We start from the raw sequence: 17,623 nt of genomic DNA, 5'->3' as shown, positions 1-17,623 counted from the left end.
AGCCATGCGTACCCGCCCCCTGAACTGGATCATCGGTGCCGCCGCCACGGTGGCCATCACTCTGCCGCTTGCTGGCTGTGGCCCCGACGCCGATAACGGTGCCGCGGACGCCGGAGAGGTGAACCTCTATTCCGCACGTCAGGAACAGCTCATCCAGCCGTTGCTGGAACGCTTCACGGACGAGACCGGGATCGAGGTCAACCTGGTGACCGGCGGTGCCGACGCCCTGCTTCAGCGGCTGCGCCAGGAGGGCCGCAATTCGCCCGCCGACGTCTTCATCACCGTGGATGCCGGCCGCCTGCACCAGGCTCATTCGGCCGGGGTTCTCCAGGGCATCGAGAGCACGACCCTCGAGAACAACGTCCCCGAGCGCTACCGCGACCCGGATGGCGAGTGGTTCGGGCTGTCCATGCGCGCCCGCCCGATCATGTACCACACCGACCGGGTCGACCCGTCCGAACTGTCGACCTACGAGGCCCTGACCGACGAGCAGTGGGAAGGCCGGATCTGCATCCGCTCCTCCGACAATATCTACAACCAGTCGCTGGTCGCCTCCATGCTCGCCACCGAGGGCGAGGATGCAGCCCAGCAGTGGGTCAACGGCATCGTGGCCAACATGGCCCGGCGCCCGCAGGGGGGTGACCGGGACCAGATCCGCGCGGTGGCCGACGGGGTGTGCGATATCGCCATCGCCAACACCTATTACCTGGGCATCATGCTGGAAGGTGAAGGCCGTGACCGGGAGGTGGCCGAGCAGATCGGGGTCTTCTGGCCCAATCAGAACGACCGCGGCACGCACGTGAACATCTCCGGCGCCGGGGTCACCGCCCACGCGCCCAATCAGGAGAACGCGGCGCGGCTGATCGAGTACCTGACCTCCGAATCCGCCCAGGAGTGGTACGCCGAGGCCAACCAGGAATATCCGATCCGCGACGACGTTCCCGCCAGCGACATCCTCGCCGGCTTCGGTGATTTCGTCTCCGACGACATCGACCTGTACCTGCTGGGCGAGAACAACGCCGAGGCGGTGCGTATCCTCGACCGGGGTGGCTGGCGCTGATCCCGCCTGACCCGGAGACCCCCGCAGCGCCCCGGCCACCCCGTGGTCGGGGCGCTTGCGTGTGGGCCCCCGGAGCGCAGCAGTGGCCGTACTCCCCGCGGTCTGCGGGGTCACCCATGGAATTCGAAACAAGAACCTTTACTATTTGCACTCCATGACCCAAGCCACCACCAGCACCGGGGCCCGCATGCCCGCCTTCCGCCGCCCGCGGCTGCCGCTCAGCCCGTGGTCGCTGGTGGCGGTGGTCACCGCGCTGGTCCTCGCCCTGCCGGTGCTGGTGATTTTCGGACACGTGTTCATCCCCGCCGGGGAAGTCTGGGAACACCTGCGCCAGACGGTGCTGGCCGACTACGTCACCAACTCCCTGGTGCTGCTGGTCGGGGTCGGGATCGGCGTACTGCTGATCGGCGTGCCGGTAGCCTGGCTGATCAGCATGTGCGAGTTTCCGGGCCGCTCGGTCTTCCAGTGGGCGCTGATGCTGCCGCTGGCGATGCCCGCCTACATCATCGCCTACACCTACACCGGCATGCTCGACTTTTCCGGGCCGGTGCAGGGGCTGATCCGCGAGCTCACGGGGCTGGGCTACGGTGAGTACTGGTTCCCCGAGATCCGCTCGTTGGGCGGCGCCATGGTCATGCTGCTGCTGGTGCTCTACCCCTACGTCTACCTGCTCAGCCGGGCGGCCTTCCTGGAACAGTCGGTCTGCGTGCTGGAGGTCTCGCGCACGCTGGGCGCCGGCCCCTGGGAGGGCTTTCGCCGGGTCGCACTGCCCCTGGCCCGTCCGGCGATCATCGCCGGGCTGACCCTGGCACTGATGGAGGTACTGGCCGACTACGGCACCGTGGCCTATTTCGGTGTCAGCACCTTCACCACCGGCATCTTCCGCACCTGGTACGGCCTCGGCGATCCGGCCGCGGCCGCCCAGCTGGCGGCCGTGCTGCTGAGTTTTGTCTTCATACTGATCTTGCTGGAGCGCTGGTCGCGCGCGAAGGCCCGCTTCCATCACACCAGCCGGCGTTATTCCACGCTGCCGCGCTATCGCCTGCGCGGCTGGAAGGCGACCGGGGCGTTTCTGGCCTGCCTGCTGCCGATCCTGTTCGGCTTCCTGATCCCGACGGCGCAGCTGGCCCTGTGGGCGGTACAGACCACCGATCAGTGGATGAATCCGCGGTTCTACGGTCTGGTGTTCAATACCTTCTGGCTGGCGACCGCCGCCGCGATCATCGCCGTCGGTCTCGCGCTGGTGCTCGCCTACGCCCAGCGCATGGAGGGAGGACGGATCACCCGCGTGGCGGTGCGCATCGCCGGCATGGGCTACGCGGTACCGGGCACGGTGATCGCCATCGGCATCATGATCCCGTTCGCGACCTTCGATAACGCACTGGACAGCTTCATGCGCGACACCTTCGGCGTCAGCACCGGACTGCTGCTGTCGGGCACGGTGTTCGCGCTGCTGTTTGCCTACGCCGTGCGCTTCCTCGCGGTGTCGCTGCAGACCGTCGAGGCCGGACTGGGCAAGATCCAGCCGAGCATGGACGACGCCGCGCGCTCGCTCGGCCTGCATCCGCTCAAGACCCTGTGGCGGGTGCACATGCCGATCATGCGCGGCACCCTGCTGACCGCCCTGCTGCTGGTGTTCGTCGATGTCCTCAAGGAACTGCCGGCCACGCTGATCCTGCGGCCGTTCGACTTCAACACCCTGGCGGTGCGCGCCTTCGAACTGGCCGGGGACGAGCGCCTGCGGGAGTCGTCCAGCGCCGCCCTCGCCATCGTGCTGGTGGGGCTGGTTCCGGTTATCCTCCTGTCGATGACCATCGGGCGCTCGCGCCCCGGCCAGGGTGCCGAAACCGCGCAGGCCACCACCGACGACCCCGACCGCCGCCCGCGTTCGCGGCCGCTGGCGATGCCCGCGGGCACGGCCGCGAACCCGCGCGCCGACGACCCACAGGAACGCTGATGCAGGTACCCCATACGCCGCTTCTGGATCTCGACCACGTCGACATCGGCTACGACGGCCAGCCGGTCGTCCACGACGCCTCGCTGCAGCTCCCGGAGGGCCAGATCGGCTGCCTGCTGGGCCCCTCCGGCTGCGGCAAGACCACCCTGCTGCGTGCGATCGCCGGCTTCGAGCCGGTGATGCGCGGCGAGGTCCGCCTGAACGGTCAGGCCATGAGTCACCCGGGGTTCACCCTGCCCCCGGAAAAACGCGGTGTGGGCATGGTGTTCCAGGATTTTGCCCTGTTCCCGCACCTGTCGGTGGGCGACAACCTGCGCTTCGGCATCCGCCACTGGAGCCGCGAAGCCCAGGACGAGCGGGTCCGGCAGCTGCTGCGGCTGGTCGGCCTGATCGGCTATGAACCGGGTTACCCGCACGCCCTGTCGGGCGGGCAGCAGCAGCGCGTGGCGCTGGCCCGCGCGCTGGCGCCGCGGCCGGGCCTGCTGCTGCTGGACGAGCCGTTTTCCAGCATGGACGTCGAGCTGCGCGGCGAACTGGCGCGCGAGGTGCGCGAAATCCTGCGCGCGGAGAACACCACCGCGGTCCTGGTGACCCACGATCAGAACGAAGCATTCGCCTTCGCCGACCGTATTGCGGTGATCCACGAAGGCCGCATCGCCCAGCTCGACAGCGCCTACAACCTCTACCACCGCCCGGCCAACCGCTTCGTCGCGGATTTCATCGGCGAGGGCACCCTGATCCCCGGCATGGTGGAGCCCGGCAATCAGGTCGACACTGCCCTGGGCCACCTGCAGGGCCCGCTGTCGGAGGCGCTGCCCCCGGGGACCGCAGTGGACGTGCTGGTTCGCCCGGACGACATCGCCATCGACAACGAGAACGGGGAGGTCCGCACCGAGGTGCTGGACAAGGCCTTCCGCGGCGCGGATTTCCTCTACACTCTGCGCCTGCCCGACGGCCTCAGCGTGCAGTGCATGGCACCGTCCCACGACAACTTCGTGATCGGGGAGCATGTCCGCCTGCGCCTGGATTTCTCCCATCTGGTGGTATTCTCGCGGGAAAGCGGCGTCGACTGCCCGAGCGGCTGACCCTCGCAGGAAACGAGCGAGCGCGGAACCCGCAGCCCGCGTCCGGACTCGGAAGAGAGACCCGTCAGGCCTGTCGACACCCATTCGGCCCTTCCGCCGTGATCGCGTGACCCGCCATCGATGACTTCCATCCCCGTTCCCGCCCGGTTGTGCCGTCCCTGCCTCGCGGCCCTGCTCGCGCTGCAGCTCCTGCTGGCCGCACCGGCGGCGGGGGACGAACGTCCACGCCTGGCGCTGGAGGGCGGCACTGCCGAACAGCGCGACAACATCGAGGCGACCCTCAACATCGCGCGCCAGCGCTGCGAGCTGCCCGAATTCCGCGAAAGCCGGGTGCTGCGCGACGCCGAAAGCCGCGCCCGCGACGCCCTGCGCGCCATCGGTTACTACCATCCGGAGCTGGAACTGTCGCTGGACCGCGATGCCGGCCCCTGCTGGACCCTGAACCTGGACTTCGACCCCGGCCCGCCGACCACGGTGGAGTGGCTGGACCTGCAGGTGACCGGCGAGGGCCGCATGGACCCCGCATTCGAGGCCATCCTGATGCAGACACGGATCGCCATCGGTGACGTACTGCGCCATGACCGCTACGAAGCCCTGCGCTCGCGCTTCACCCGGGTGGCGGCCGAACGCGGTTATTTCGATGCCGAGCTCACCATGCGCCGCCTGGAGGTGGACACCGAAGAGCGTACCGCGTCCATCCGGCTGCACATGGACACCGGACCGCGCTACCAGCTGGGCGAGATCCGCATCGAGCAGGACATCCTGCGCGGGCGTTTCATGCAGCGTCTGCTGCCGTTCGAACCCGGGGAGCCCTATGCCTCGGCGCGGATCATTGAACTGCAGCGCAATCTCAACAACAGCGGCTATTTCGAATCGGTGCGCGTACGCCCGCTGCGTGACGAGGCCGAGGAGCGCCGGGTACCGGTGATGGTCGAACTGGAACCGCGCAACCGCCTGGCCTTCGAGGCCGGCATCGGCTACTCCACCGACATCGGCCCGCGCACGCGCTTCGGCATGGAAAACCGCTACGCCAACCGCCGCGGTCACCGCTATACCGGCGAGGTGGAGGCCTCGCCCGTGCGTTCCGGCGTGGCCTTCAACTACGAGATCCCGCTGCGCGACCCGCTGCGCGAACGCCTGAACCTGTTCACCTCCTGGCGCACCGAGGACACCAGCACCCAGCAGTTCGACCGCTTCCAGCTGGGCACCAGCCGTGTACTGCAGCGCGAGTCCGGCTGGCAGACCACCGAGATGGTGCGCTACGAATACGAGGACTACACCGTCGGGGACCAGACCGACACCTCCCGACTGCTGATCCCCTCCTACCGCGTCAGCCGGACCGAGGCCGACGACCCGATGACCCCGCGCCGGGGCTACCGCCTGGAGGGTACGGTCCAGGGGGCCGCGGAGGAACTCCTCTCCACCACCAGCTTCGCCCAGGTGCGCGGCAACGCCCGCTACATCCGCGGTCTGGGACCGGGACGCGCACTGCTGCGCGCCGATGTCGGCTATACCGAGGTCGATTCGGTACGCGAGCTGCCCAGTTCCCTGCGCTTCTACGCCGGCGGCGACGGCTCCATCCGCGGCTATGGCTACCAGCGGCTGGGGCCGAAGAACGAGGACGGCGACGTGATCGGCGGGCGGCACCGCCTGGTAGGCAGCGCCGAATACGAGATCCCGGTGTTCGGGGACTGGAGCGCCGCGGTCTTCGTGGACGCCGGCAACGCCTTCGACGACTTCTCCGACTTCGACACGGTCTACGGCGCGGGGGGCGGCGTACGCTGGCGCTCGCCGGTCGGTCCGATCCGCCTGGACATCGCCCACGGACCGGATTCGGACGACGATTTTCGCATCCACTTTTCCATGGGGCCGGACCTTTGAGCCGCTGGCTGCGCATCGGCGCCCGCGCGACCGGCATACTGGTCCTCCTGCTGCTCGGCGTGCTCGCCGGCCTCGCCGCCCTGCTGTCCAGCGAATCCGGGACGCGCTGGCTGGCCGAACAGGCCGAACGCCACGCCCCGGTAGATCTGAGCATCGCGGAAGTGGAGGGTACGCTGTTCCGGGGGTTCGCCGTGCGCGGGCTCTCGCTCGAACTGCCGGAAGGACCCTCGATCGCGGTCGACGAGGCACGGGTGGCGCTGGACCCGGCGGGACTGCTCGCCCTCGATCTGCGCCTCGGCGAACTCGGTGCGCGCGGGGTGCGGGTGGATCTGCCCGAGACACGGGATGACGAGGCGGACGCACCCGGGGAACTCCCCCTGCCCCTGGAACTGCCCGACCGCATCCGGATCCCGCTGCTGGGCGTCCACCTCGACCGGGTGCATCTGACCGACTTCCGGGTCACGCGCGCCGGCGAGGAACTGTTTGCGATGACACGCATGCAGGCGCGACTGAGCGCGCGCGGCACCCGCTTCCACCTCCACCACCTGGACCTGGCCCTGCCGGAACCGGAACTCGAACTGAGCCTGCATGCCCGGCTGCGGGCCCGCGGCGACTATCCGCTGGAGGCCGGAGGCCGGTGGTTACTGCGGCTCCCCGATGCAGCCGGCGAACTGCTGGAGCGTGACGACGCCCGGGGCTCGCTGACGCTCGAGGGCGAACTGCTGCAAAGCCTGCACCTCGACCACGTGGTCGAGGCCGGCCCGCGGATGGAGACCCGCGCGACCCTCCACCGCGCCCTCGCGGATCCGATGCTGGAGCTGGAGCATGCGTGGGAAGCCTTCGAGCTGGTGCCGGATCCCGAGACCCGGCTGGCCATCGATGCCGGCCGGCTGCGTGCCAGCGCCACGCCGGACGAATGGGACCTGGATCTGACCGCCGGCGCGCGCATGAAACCCTGGCCCGCACTGGACCTGCTGCTCGCGGCGCACGGCGACCTGGAATCCGCCCGCCTGGAGACCCTGGCTCTGCGCTCCGCGGCGGGGAACCTCACTGTCAGGGGCGACGCGGGGTTCGCCGATGACCTCACCTGGGACCTCGGTCTGGACCTCGACGCGCTCGACCTCGCGGCGCTGGAAACGGCACTGGACGACATGCCGGAGCTGGATGCCGGAATCCGGCGCCTGAGCGCGACCAGCCGGGGACGCCTGCCACCGGGGGCGGAGAACCCGCTGGCCGCGCTGGAGGCCGCGGTCACCCTCACCGAACTGGACGGCCATTTCGAAGACCAGCCACTGTCCGGCGAACTCGACCTGCAGCTGGCCGAAGGCCGGGCCCGCTTCGAGCGGGGACGTTTCACGCTGGGCGATGCCCGCCTGACGCTGCAGGGTCATCTCGAAGGGCTCCAGGCCGCCGCCGACGACCCCGACACCCGCTGGCCATTCGACCTACAACTCGAGCTGGAAGACGTCGACGCCTCCGCCTTTCGGGCCGGGGCCGACGCCCGCCTCGAACAACTGAGGCTGGCGCTGGACGGTGCACTGAACCCGGCCGAAGCCGACTTCGACGCCAGCCTCGAGATCGCGGCACTGGATGCCACCATGCAGGACATCGGCGTACGCGGCGACGGCCGCATCGACCTCGACGCCGGCCGTGCCCGTATCCGTGCCCTGAACCTGCACAGCGACCCCGGGGCGCGACTCGCCCTGAGCGGTGAAGTCGGCTACGCCGAGGGACTCGACTGGGCGCTGCAGCTGGCGGCACGGGACCTCGACCCGGGCCTGGCCGCCCCCGAGTTCGCCGGCCGTCTGGCACTGGATCTGGAAAGCTCCGGGCGCCTGGACCCGGAGACCGGGCCGCAGGTCGATGCCCGCATCGACCGGCTCGACGGGACCCTGCGCGGGCAGCCGGTATCCGGCCAGGGCCGACTGCAGCTGGCGGACGAGGTCCTGCAAATCGACGACCTTGCGCTGGGGCTGGGAGACAACCACGCCCGGATCGGGGGGCGCGTGGGCGACACCCTCGACCTCAACATCGCACTGCAGGCGCCGGGGCTGGACGCACTGATGCCGGGACTGGGCGGCGAACTGGAACTGGACGCGCATCTGCAGGGCGAGCGCGCGGCCCCGCGCGTGACCGCCCGCGGCCGCGGCTCGGGGCTGCGCTTCGAGGACTTCGCGCTGCAGCGGCTGGAACTGGAGGCGGACGCCGGGCTCGCGGAGACCGCCCCGGCGGCCATCGACCTGAGCCTGCAGGGAATCGAGGCGGACGACCGGCCACTGATCGAACGCCTGCGGCTGACCGCGGAGGGCACCGCCGGCGAGCATCGCGCCCGCCTGGACCTCGAAACAACCGAATTCGGGCGGCTGGAACTGGGACTGGGCGGCGGGCTGGACACCGAGGCGCTGCACTGGAGCGGCCGCATCGAGCAGCTCGAACTGGATCAGCCGCTCGCCGGACGCTGGTCACTGGCGGAGCCGGTGGCACTGGAAGGCGGCGCGGAATCGGCGCGCCTGGAACGGCTGTGCCTGCAACGCGACGGCGGCGAGATCTGCGCCGAGGGGCGGCGCGACGCGACGGGCGCTGCGAGCTTTGCCGCCCGCCTGGCGGCGATCGACCTTGCCTGGCTGGAACCCCTGCTGCCCCCGGAGCTGGCGCTGCAGGGCACCGTGGATGCGCAGGCCGACGGGCGTCTGGATGCCGACGGCCGGCTGGATGCGGATCTCGCGGTTACCCCGAGCGATGGCGTTTTGCAGGTACGCGACGGGGACGACCTCCTGCAGGAGGTCCCGTGGCGGGACACCCGGCTGACGGCCCGGGTGCGCGACCGCGACGTGGATGCCGAGCTGCGCATGGACTTCCTCGACAACGGCATGGCCCGGGCCGATATCGCCCTGCGCGAGGAAGACGGGGTGACGCGCATTCAGGGCGACCTGGAGGCGCGGCTGGAGGATCTTGCCTGGCTCGCGGCCACCAGCCCGGAGATCGAGAACCTGCGCGGCGCGTTCGAGCTGGCGCTGGAGCTGGACGGGCCGCTGCAGGACCCGCTGGTGGAGGGCGGGCTGCGCTTCCACGACGGCGGGGTCACGATCCCCGAGGCGGGCATCGACGTGGCGATCCCGGAGCTGCGCGCCGATGTGCTGTCCGCGCGCGAGATGACGATCAGCGGGGCCCTGGAGTCCGGCGAGGGCCGGATCGACCTGGACGGCCGTGCCGATCTCGGCGAGGACGGCCCGCAGGTCCTGCTGCGGGTCGACGGGGAAGACTTCCTCGCGGTCAACCGTGCCGATGCGGAGGCCCTGATCGAACCGGCCCTGCGCATCCGCTTCCGCCCGGACGAGGGCCTGGCGATCCGTGGCGGTATCAGCCTGCCGTGGGCGCGCCTGCGCCCGCCCGACCTGCCGCCGGGCGCTGTGCGGGTATCGGGCGATCAGGTCATCGTCGGTGAGGAAGAGGAGCGTCCGGCGGCGCTCCCCATCGATATCCGCGTGCGCCTGCATCTGGGCGATGACGTACGTTTCGACGGCTTTGGCCTGACGGCCCGCTTTGCCGGCGAAGTGGACGTGGAACAGGTCACCGGCCGCCCGACGCAGATGTTCGGCGAGATCCGCATCCCCGAGGGCGAATACACCTCCTACGGCCAGGACCTGCAGATCGACCGCGGCATCCTGCTGTTCCAGGGACCGCCGGAGGCGCCCGATCTCGACCTGCGCGCGGTACGCCGGGTGCCCGAATACAACGTGACCGTGGGCCTGGAGATCGGCGGCACCCCGGATGCCCTGCGCAGCCGGATCTTCTCCGAACCGCCGATGGACGAGACCGAGGCCCTGTCCTACCTGCTGACCGGGCGGCCGCTGTCCGGGGCATCGGAATCCGACGGCAACCTGCTGGCCGCCGCAGCCGCCGGCTGGGGCCTGGAACAGGGGGCGATGATCACCCAGCGCATCGGCACCGAGCTGGGCCTGGACGAGGTGGAGCTGGACACCGATGCCGGCCTCGACCAGAGCGCGCTGACCCTGGGGCTCTACCTGTCGCCACGACTGCTGCTGCGCTACACGGTCGGACTGTTCGACAACACCTCGCGGGTGCTGCTGCGCTACGAGCTCACCCGCTCGCTGAGCGTGGAGACCTCCTCGGGCAGCGCGGGCCAGACGATCGACCTGATCTACCGCCACGAGCGCTGACTCCCTCCGGCCCGGATCTGCGGGTCACGCACCTGTTACCCCGGGATATCCCGTGCGATACTTGCGGGAGTTGCCCCGACACACCGGAGGGTCCCTTGCCGGATTCCACCGAACCGCCGCTGTTTCGCGAAGAGGATCCGCCCGCCGCCGCCACCGAAGAACGCGCCTGGCGGGTGCTGATCATCGACGACGAGCCCGAGGTACACCGCGCGACCCGGTTCGCCCTGGGCGACGTCCGTTTTCAGGGACGCCCGCTCGAGTTCCTCAGCGCCTACTCAGCCGCCGAAGGGCGGCGCGTGCTCCAGCAGCAGGACGACATCGCGCTGGTGTTCCTCGACGTGGTCATGGAGGACGACCACGCCGGACTGGAACTGGTGCGGGGCATCCGCGAGGAGATCGGCAACCGCGACGTGCGCATCGTGCTGCGCACCGGCTACCCGGGGCTGGCCCCCGAGTACCAGGTCATCGCGGATTACGACATCAACGACTACCGGGTAAAGACCGAGCTCAGCGCGGAGCGGCTGTACGCCACCACGCTGGCGGCCCTGCGCGCCTATCGTGACCTGATGATCGTGCACCGCAGCGAGGAAGGCCTGCGCTTCATCGTCGACACCGTGCCGCTGCTGCTGCGCGACCGCGAACGGCGCCGCTTTGCCGAAAACATGCTGCAGCAGCTGGCCCGGGCGCTGGATGTCGCGCCGCACGGCGCGGTGATCGAGGGAACCGATCCCCCGCGGCTGCTGGCGGTCGCCGGCATCGACGCCGCTCCGGGCGAGGCGCTGGACAGCCAGGGGTCGGGCATGCCCGTGTCGGCAATTCGCCGCAGCCTCGAACGCGGCATGGGCGATGACGGCAACGGGGATCTGTTCGTGCATATCGGCTCGGGCGAAGACGAGGCACCGGCGGTGATCTGGCTGCATGTGGGGCGGCCACTGGAATCGGTCGAGCGCCAGCTGCTGCAGGTCTTCGGCATGAATCTGGGGGTGGCGCTGGACAACCTGTCACTGTACGAGCGCACCCGCCAGCTGGCCTTTTTCGACACCCTGACAGGGCTTGGCAACCGTGCGCTGTTTGCCCAGCAGCTGGATGCGCTGATCCAGCGCAGCACGACACCGGCGGAATCGCTGAACCTGCAGATCGCGATGGTCAACATCGTGCGCTTTCGCGAATTCAACTCGGTCCTGGGGCGCGTCGCAGGGGATCGCCTGCTGGTGGCCCTGGGGCAGCGGCTGGTCGAGCATTTCCCCGAGGCCCATGCCGCCGGTCGCATCAGCGGCGACACCTTCGTCCTGCTGCTGCCGGCGGCCACCCCGCCGGAACGCCTGTTTCAGGCCACCGCCGACCCCTTCGACATCGTCGACACCCCACTGCGCCTGGAGATCAGTGCCGGACTCACCCGCTACCCCGAGGACGGCACTGACGCCGAGACCCTGCTGCGCAACGCCGACGTGGCCCTGGGCCTGGCGCGGCGCGACCACCCGGGCGAGATCGCGGCCTATTCGCGTGCCATCGACGAGGGACTGGCACGTCGCCTGAACCTGCTGCAGGACCTGCGGGGCGCGGTGGAGCAGGACGAACTGATGCCGTGGTTCCAGCCCCAGATCGACCTGGCCACGGGCGAGACCGTGGGTGCGGAGGTCCTGCTGCGCTGGCGTCGCCAGGGCGAACTGGTGTCACCTGCGGAGTTCATCCCGATCGCGGAATCCTCCGGTCTGATCCGCCCGATCGGGGAACGGGTGCTGGAACTCGCGCTGGAATACCAGCGTGCGCTGGCCCACCGCTACGACCGCCCTTGCCGGCTGAGCGTCAACCTGTCCGCGATGCAGCTGGCGGACGAGGAGTTTCCGGCGCGCCTGCGCCAGCTGCTGAACCGCCACGAGCCGCTGGACGCGCCGCTGGAGATGGAGATCACCGAAACCGTGCTGATGGAAGACGTGGACTCCAGCATGGCCAGCCTGGACGCCCTGCGCGAGCTGGGCCTGGAGCTGGCGATCGACGACTTCGGCACCGGCTACTCGTCCCTGGCCTATCTGCGGCGCGTGCGTCCCGACCGCCTGAAGATCGACCGCGCCTTCATCACCCCGCTGGAGACCAGCGAGGACGCGCGCAGCATCACCCGTGCGATCATCGAACTGGGGCATCATCTGGGCATGCGGGTGATCGCCGAAGGGGTGGAGACCCCGGCGCAGCGCGACCTGCTGCTGAGCATGGGTTGCGACGAGGGGCAGGGCTTTCTGTGGGCCCCGGCCCTGCCGGCCGACGAATTCAGTTCGTGGCAGGCCCGCCCCGCCGGGGGAGACGCAGGATGAAGCGGGCGCCCTGACCCGGCTCGCTCTCCACTCGCACGCTGCCGCCCAGGCGCCCGGTCACCTGGTTCCAGACGATGTGCAGCCCGAGCCCGCTGCCGCCCTGCGAGCGGCGGGTCGTGAAGAAGGGTTCGAACACCCGGGAACGCGTCGCGGCGTCCATGCCCTGTCCCTCGTCGGCGCACTCGATCTCCACCCAATCATTGTCCAGCACCCGGCCGCGCAGCCATACCCGACAGCCATCGGGACAGGCATGCTCCTCGACGTTGATCAGCAGGTTGGTCAGGATCTGCGACAGAGACCCCGGCCACGAATCGAGGGCTATGCCTTCCGGGACTGCGTTCGCCACCTCGATCCCGGCGCGTGACAGACGCGGCGACAGCCCGTGCAGCACCTCGTCGACAAAGCCGCGCAGTTCGAATTCGCGCCGTTCGTCGCGCTGGCGGTCCACCGCCACCTGCTTGAAGTCGCGCACCAGACCGGCGGCGCGTTCAAGGTTCCAGGCCACGATGTCGTGGCCTTCACGCGCGCGTTCCAGCAGCCGCTCCAGATCGGAACGGGTCATCTCGCCCGCGGTGTAGCGCCGCTGCAACGTGTCCAGATCCGACTTGAGCTGCGAATCCGTGGTCATCGCCACGCCCAGCGGGGTGTTGATCTCGTGTGCCACGCCGGCCACCAGGGAACCCAGTGCCGCCATCTTCTCCGATTCGACCAGCTGCGCCTGGGCGGCCTCCAGATCGGCATAGGCCCGGCGCAGGCGGCGATTGAAATACAGCACGATGGCGAGGATCACCAGGGCGACCCCGGCGACCAGGGCGGCCAGCCGCAGGGCCCGCCCCCAGTCGATGTCCTCCTCGATGGTGATCGTGGTCCAGCGCTGCTGGATCGCCGCCGCCTCGGCCGGGGTCACGCTGTCCAGGCCCCGGTCGAGGATCTCGCGCAGGCGGTCCTCGCCGGGCTGCACCGCGAGGCGCAGGCGCTCGTCCGCGCCCTCGACCGTGGAGACGATCTCCAGCAGGCCCGCGTAGCGCGCCCTGACCGGCCCCGCCACCACCAGCAGGTGGTCCAGGGCGACCTCGGCGTCGCCATCGGCCACCGCCCGCAGCACCGCATCGGTGGAGGGGCGCTCGACAATCTCCGCGTCCGGCTGCTCACGCCGCAGATCGGCCAGCATCCCGGAATCGGCCAGCACCGCGACCCGCCGACCCGCCAGATCCGACAGTGAGCCGACGGACGGGCCGTCCACCGTGGTCACCAGCGCCAGCGGGATCTCCAGATAAGGACGGGTGAAGCCCATGAATTCATCGCGTTCCGGGGTTTGCTGCACGCTGGTCAGCAGATCGACCTCGCCGTCCCGGAACAGGCGCACGGCCTCGCTCCAGGAGTCCACGGGTACATGCTCGAAGACCAGCCCGGTGCGTTCCGCCACGTGCCGGAGGAAGTCCGCGCTGATCCCCCGATGCTGGCCCTCGGGGCCGAGGTCGTCGAACGGCGGCCAGTCCGGGGTGGCGGCGTAGCGGATTGCGCCGTGCTCGCCCAGCCAGGCGCGCTCCTCGTCGGTCAGCTCGACCAGCCGTCCGGTGCCCCAGGCCGTGACCGCGTCCGCCATCCACGGACGCCGCAGCTCGGCGTGGGTGGTCTCGTCCATCGCCTCCAGTTCCCGGTCGAGCGTATCCCGCAGCGCCGCCTCCTCCGGGCCCGTCACGAAACGCAGCGAGCCGGTGGCAAAGGGCAGTGGCCCGCGCACCTGCAGGTTGGCGAGGCCATGGCGTTCGGCGACCCAGGCCATCACCAGCAGGCTGCCGGCCCATGCCTCCGCCTCGCCGGTCGCCACGGCCCGCAGCGCGGTCTCGGCGTCCGCGAAGCGCTGCAGATCGATCTGCGGATGGGCGTCGGGGATCAACCGATCCAGGGCGTGACCGCGTTCGACCGCGAGGCTGCGGCCCGCGAGGTCCTCCAGACGGCGCAGGCCCTCCGTGTCCCGCCGGGTGACCAGAGCGACGGGATTGTCGACATAGCTGTCGGTGTAGTTCAGTGCATCGGCGCGACCCGCGATCCGCGCAAAGGACCCCGCGACGTCCGCGTCTCCGATCTCCATCGCCTCCAGGACCGCGTCCCAGTCCGGGACCACCACGGTCTCCAGCTCACGACCCTGGCGCTCGGCGATCAGGCGCAGGTAATCCGAGGTCAGCCCGGACCACTCGCCCCGATGGTCGAGATACTCGAACGGGGGCCAGCCCGTCTTGGCCACGGCCACCCGCCACGGCTCGTCCGCAGCGTGCGCGGGGACGGCCGACAGCAGCAGCCCGGCCAGCAGCCAGGCGAGCGCAAAGAAAGCCGCGACCGACAGGAAGCAGATGGTACGGCGCGAATTCGGACCCCGGCGGAATGCGCTTGGCATGACCCTCCCTGTCGCGGCAGCGGACGACGCGCGCTCGGCGGTCATCGCGATTTTCCGGGAGCGTACACAAAAAAACCCCCGACCGCGAAAGCGGCCGGGGGTCCGGCACTCCGATCCGGAGCGGGGTCGATCAGTCGACCCGGCGCTCCACGTCGGAGGTCACTTCCACGCGACGGTTGGCCTCGCGGCCTTCACGGGTGGAGTTGTCCGCGGTGGGACGGTCTTCGCCATGCCCCATGGACTCGATGTCGCTCTCGCGGATGCCCTCGGAAGCGAGGAAGTCCGCCACGCTCTGCGCGCGACGCTCGGACAGGCCCTGGTTGTAGTCCGCCGGACCGATCGTGCAGGTGTGACCCTCGACCAGCACGGAGGTGTAGGAGGCACCGTCGGCGGTCAGGTCGGCCACCAGGTCACGCAGCTCGGCACGGCCTTCGGAACGCAGCTCGGCGCTGTCGAATTCGAACAGCACTTCGGCGCTCAGGGTCGTGGTTTCGAATTCCGGCTCGGGGCTCGGGGCCGGAGCGGGTTCCGGATCCGGCTCGGGCGCTTCGGCGGTTTCTTCGATGTAGCCGGCGCACTGCGAATGGCGCACGTACTCGGGCGCCCAGCTCGAGGTCCGCACGCACTCGCCGGAACCGTCGATGACCACGGCACCGGAGGAGTCGGTGACGTTGGCGGCGGGGGTGGAGTGGCTGCCCGCCACGGCCTGGCCGGCCGCGCCGAACATGAGCGAGGCCACCGAGGCGGCCAGCAGGTTCTTGACAAGCTTCTGATTCATTCTTTGCCTCCTTGGAGAAACGATGACGACGGATTGCGGGAATTCAGGAAGCGACGCCTGCACACCGATCCCGGCCCTATCCGGACGGAAGGACGGCTCACGGCCCGGACCCTCCACATCGCCCTGATAGTGGCACACCATTCACGGTTTTGCACGCAATCAAACGTGGATTCTGTCTCGGTGTCACAACGCTGTGCCATACATGAGACATTTTGACGTCGACTCCATCAAAAAGACCCCGCCGAAGCGGGGTCCCGGGGGCTGGCCGGTGAGGCCGGGCCGGCATTACATCATGCCGCCCATGCCTCCCATGCCGCCCATGCCACCCATGGCGCCCATGTCGTCACCGCCGCCACCGCCGGCGTTGTCGTCGCTCTTCGGCAGATCGGCCACCATCGCCTCGGTGGTGATGATCAGGGCCGCGACCGATGCCGCGTTCTGCAGCGCCGAACGGGTCACCTTGGTCGGATCCAGGATGCCCATGTCGATCATGTCGCCGAAGTCGCCGGTTGCGGCGTTGTAGCCGTAGTTGCCCTCGCCTTCCAGCACCTGGTTGAGGACCACGGACGGCTCGTCACCGGTGTTGTAGACGATCTGGCGCAGCGGCTCTTCCATCGCGCGGCGGGCGATGTTGATACCGGCGTTCTGCTCCTCGTTGTCGGTCTTGAGGTCGCGGATGGCATTGCAGGCCCGCAGCAGGGCGGTACCACCGCCGGGCACCACGCCTTCCTCGACCGCCGCACGCGTGGCGTGCAGGGCGTCCTCGACGCGCGCCTTCTTCTCCTTCATCTCGACCTCGGTGGCCGCGCCGACCTTGATCACCGCAACACCGCCGGCCAGCTTGGCCACGCGTTCCTGCAGCTTTTCCTTGTCGTAGTCGGAGGTCGCTTCCTCGATCTGCTTGCGGATCTGGGCGACACGACCCTGAATGTCGTCGTTGTTGCCCATGCCGTCGATGATGGTGGTGTTTTCCTTGGACACCTGCACCTTCTTGGCGCGGCCCAGATCTTCCACCGTGGCCTTCTCCAGCGACAGGCCGACCTCTTCGGAGATCACCTGGCCGCCGGTCAGCACGGCGATGTCCTGCAGCATGGCCTTGCGGCGATCACCGAAGCCCGGGGCCTTCACGGCGGCGACCTTGACGATGCCGCGCATGGCGTTGACCACCAGCGTGGCCAGGGCCTCGCCTTCGATGTCCTCGGCGATGATCAGCAGCGGCTTGCTGTTCTGGGCGACGCCTTCCAGCACCGGCAGCAGTTCGCGGATGTTGGAGATCTTCTTGTCCACCAGCAGGATGTAGGCGTCATCCAGTTCGGCGCTCATGCTCTGCTGGTTGTTGACGAAGTACGGCGAGAGGTAGCCGCGATCGAACTGCATGCCTTCGACCACGTCCAGTTCGTTCTCCAGCGAGGAGCCTTCCTCGACCGTGATCACGCCTTCCTTGCCGACCTTGTCCATCGCGTCGGCGATGATCTCGCCCACGGCGGTATCCGAGTTGGCGGAGATGGAGCCGACCTGGGCCACGGCCTTGTGCTCGGTGCACGGCTTGGACAGGTTCTTCAGCTCTTCGGTGGCGGAGGTCACGGCCTTCTCGATGCCACGCTTGAGGTCCATCGGGTTCATGCCGGCGGTCACGGCCTTCATGCCTTCGTGCACGATGGACTGGGCCAGCACGGTCGCGGTGGTGGTGCCGTCACCGGCGCTGTCGGAGGTCTGCGAGGAGACTTCCTTGACCAGCTGGGCGCCCATGTTCTCGAACTTGTCTTCCAGCTCGATTTCCTTGGCCACGGACACGCCGTCCTTGGTCACGGTCGGGGCGCCAAAGGCCTTGTCGAGCACCACGTTGCGGCCCTTCGGACCGAGGGTGACCTTCACGGCGTTGGCGAGGGTGTTCACACCCTTGGCCATGCGGGTACGGGCATCGTTGCCAAAGCGGACTTCTTTTGCACTCATGTCGGATTCTGCTCCTGAAAT

General features: G+C 69.2%; 9 protein-coding genes. 6 read left to right on the top strand and 3 right to left on the bottom strand.

Annotated elements, in window-relative coordinates:
- Positions 1 to 4 precede the first annotated feature (4 nt).
- From F788_RS0101815 to F788_RS0101790, 6 genes are all read left to right on the top strand, one after another.
- On the top strand, positions 5 to 1,060 hold the full coding sequence (locus F788_RS0101815; RefSeq protein WP_019589082.1) for a Fe(3+) ABC transporter substrate-binding protein: 1,056 nt from the start codon (positions 5 to 7) through the stop codon (positions 1,058 to 1,060).
- A 154-nt stretch (positions 1,061 to 1,214) separates the two neighbouring features.
- Positions 1,215 to 3,017 carry an iron ABC transporter permease gene (locus F788_RS0101810; protein WP_019589081.1) on the top strand — a complete coding sequence of 601 codons (1,803 nt, stop codon included), beginning with the start codon at positions 1,215 to 1,217 and terminating at the stop codon, positions 3,015 to 3,017.
- Positions 3,017 to 4,102 (top strand): ABC transporter ATP-binding protein, encoded by a 1,086-nt coding sequence (locus F788_RS0101805; RefSeq protein WP_019022744.1) that lies wholly within the window; start codon positions 3,017 to 3,019, stop codon positions 4,100 to 4,102. Before F788_RS0101810 ends, F788_RS0101805 begins: the two co-directional genes overlap by 1 nt.
- 120 nt (positions 4,103 to 4,222) lie before the next feature.
- Positions 4,223 to 5,983 (top strand): autotransporter assembly complex family protein, encoded by a 1,761-nt coding sequence (locus F788_RS0101800; RefSeq protein ID WP_369772464.1) that lies wholly within the window; start codon positions 4,223 to 4,225, stop codon positions 5,981 to 5,983.
- The gene (locus tag F788_RS0101795; RefSeq protein WP_019589079.1) at positions 5,980 to 10,164 is read left to right on the top strand and encodes a translocation/assembly module TamB domain-containing protein; all 4,185 of its coding nucleotides are present in this window, start codon (positions 5,980 to 5,982) and stop codon (positions 10,162 to 10,164) included. The genes F788_RS0101800 and F788_RS0101795 overlap by 4 nt, the downstream gene beginning before the upstream one ends.
- Before the next feature lie 95 nt (positions 10,165 to 10,259).
- The gene (locus tag F788_RS0101790; RefSeq protein WP_019589078.1) at positions 10,260 to 12,473 is read left to right on the top strand and encodes a bifunctional diguanylate cyclase/phosphodiesterase; all 2,214 of its coding nucleotides are present in this window, start codon (positions 10,260 to 10,262) and stop codon (positions 12,471 to 12,473) included.
- On the opposite strand, the gene F788_RS0101785 is transcribed toward F788_RS0101790, so the two are convergent.
- The 3 genes from F788_RS0101785 to groL form a co-directional block, all read right to left on the bottom strand.
- Positions 12,430 to 14,871, bottom strand: coding sequence for a transporter substrate-binding domain-containing protein (locus F788_RS0101785; protein ID WP_019589077.1), 2,442 nt, complete (start codon positions 14,869 to 14,871; stop codon positions 12,430 to 12,432). The genes F788_RS0101790 and F788_RS0101785 overlap by 44 nt on opposite strands.
- A 130-nt stretch (positions 14,872 to 15,001) precedes the next feature.
- Positions 15,002 to 15,649, bottom strand: coding sequence for an OmpA family protein (locus F788_RS0101780; RefSeq protein ID WP_019569511.1), 648 nt, complete (start codon positions 15,647 to 15,649; stop codon positions 15,002 to 15,004).
- A gap of 285 nt (positions 15,650 to 15,934) precedes the next feature.
- Positions 15,935 to 17,602 carry a chaperonin GroEL gene (groL, locus tag F788_RS0101775; RefSeq protein WP_018869764.1) on the bottom strand — a complete coding sequence of 556 codons (1,668 nt, stop codon included), beginning with the start codon at positions 17,600 to 17,602 and terminating at the stop codon, positions 15,935 to 15,937.
- Positions 17,603 to 17,623: the final 21 nt, after the last annotated feature.

The organism is Thioalkalivibrio sp. ALE10, assembly GCF_000381385.1.
Lineage (GTDB): Bacteria > Pseudomonadota > Gammaproteobacteria > Ectothiorhodospirales > Ectothiorhodospiraceae > Thioalkalivibrio.
Note: the sequence above shows the minus strand (reverse complement) of the source record. Positions and strands in the feature narration are given on the sequence as shown.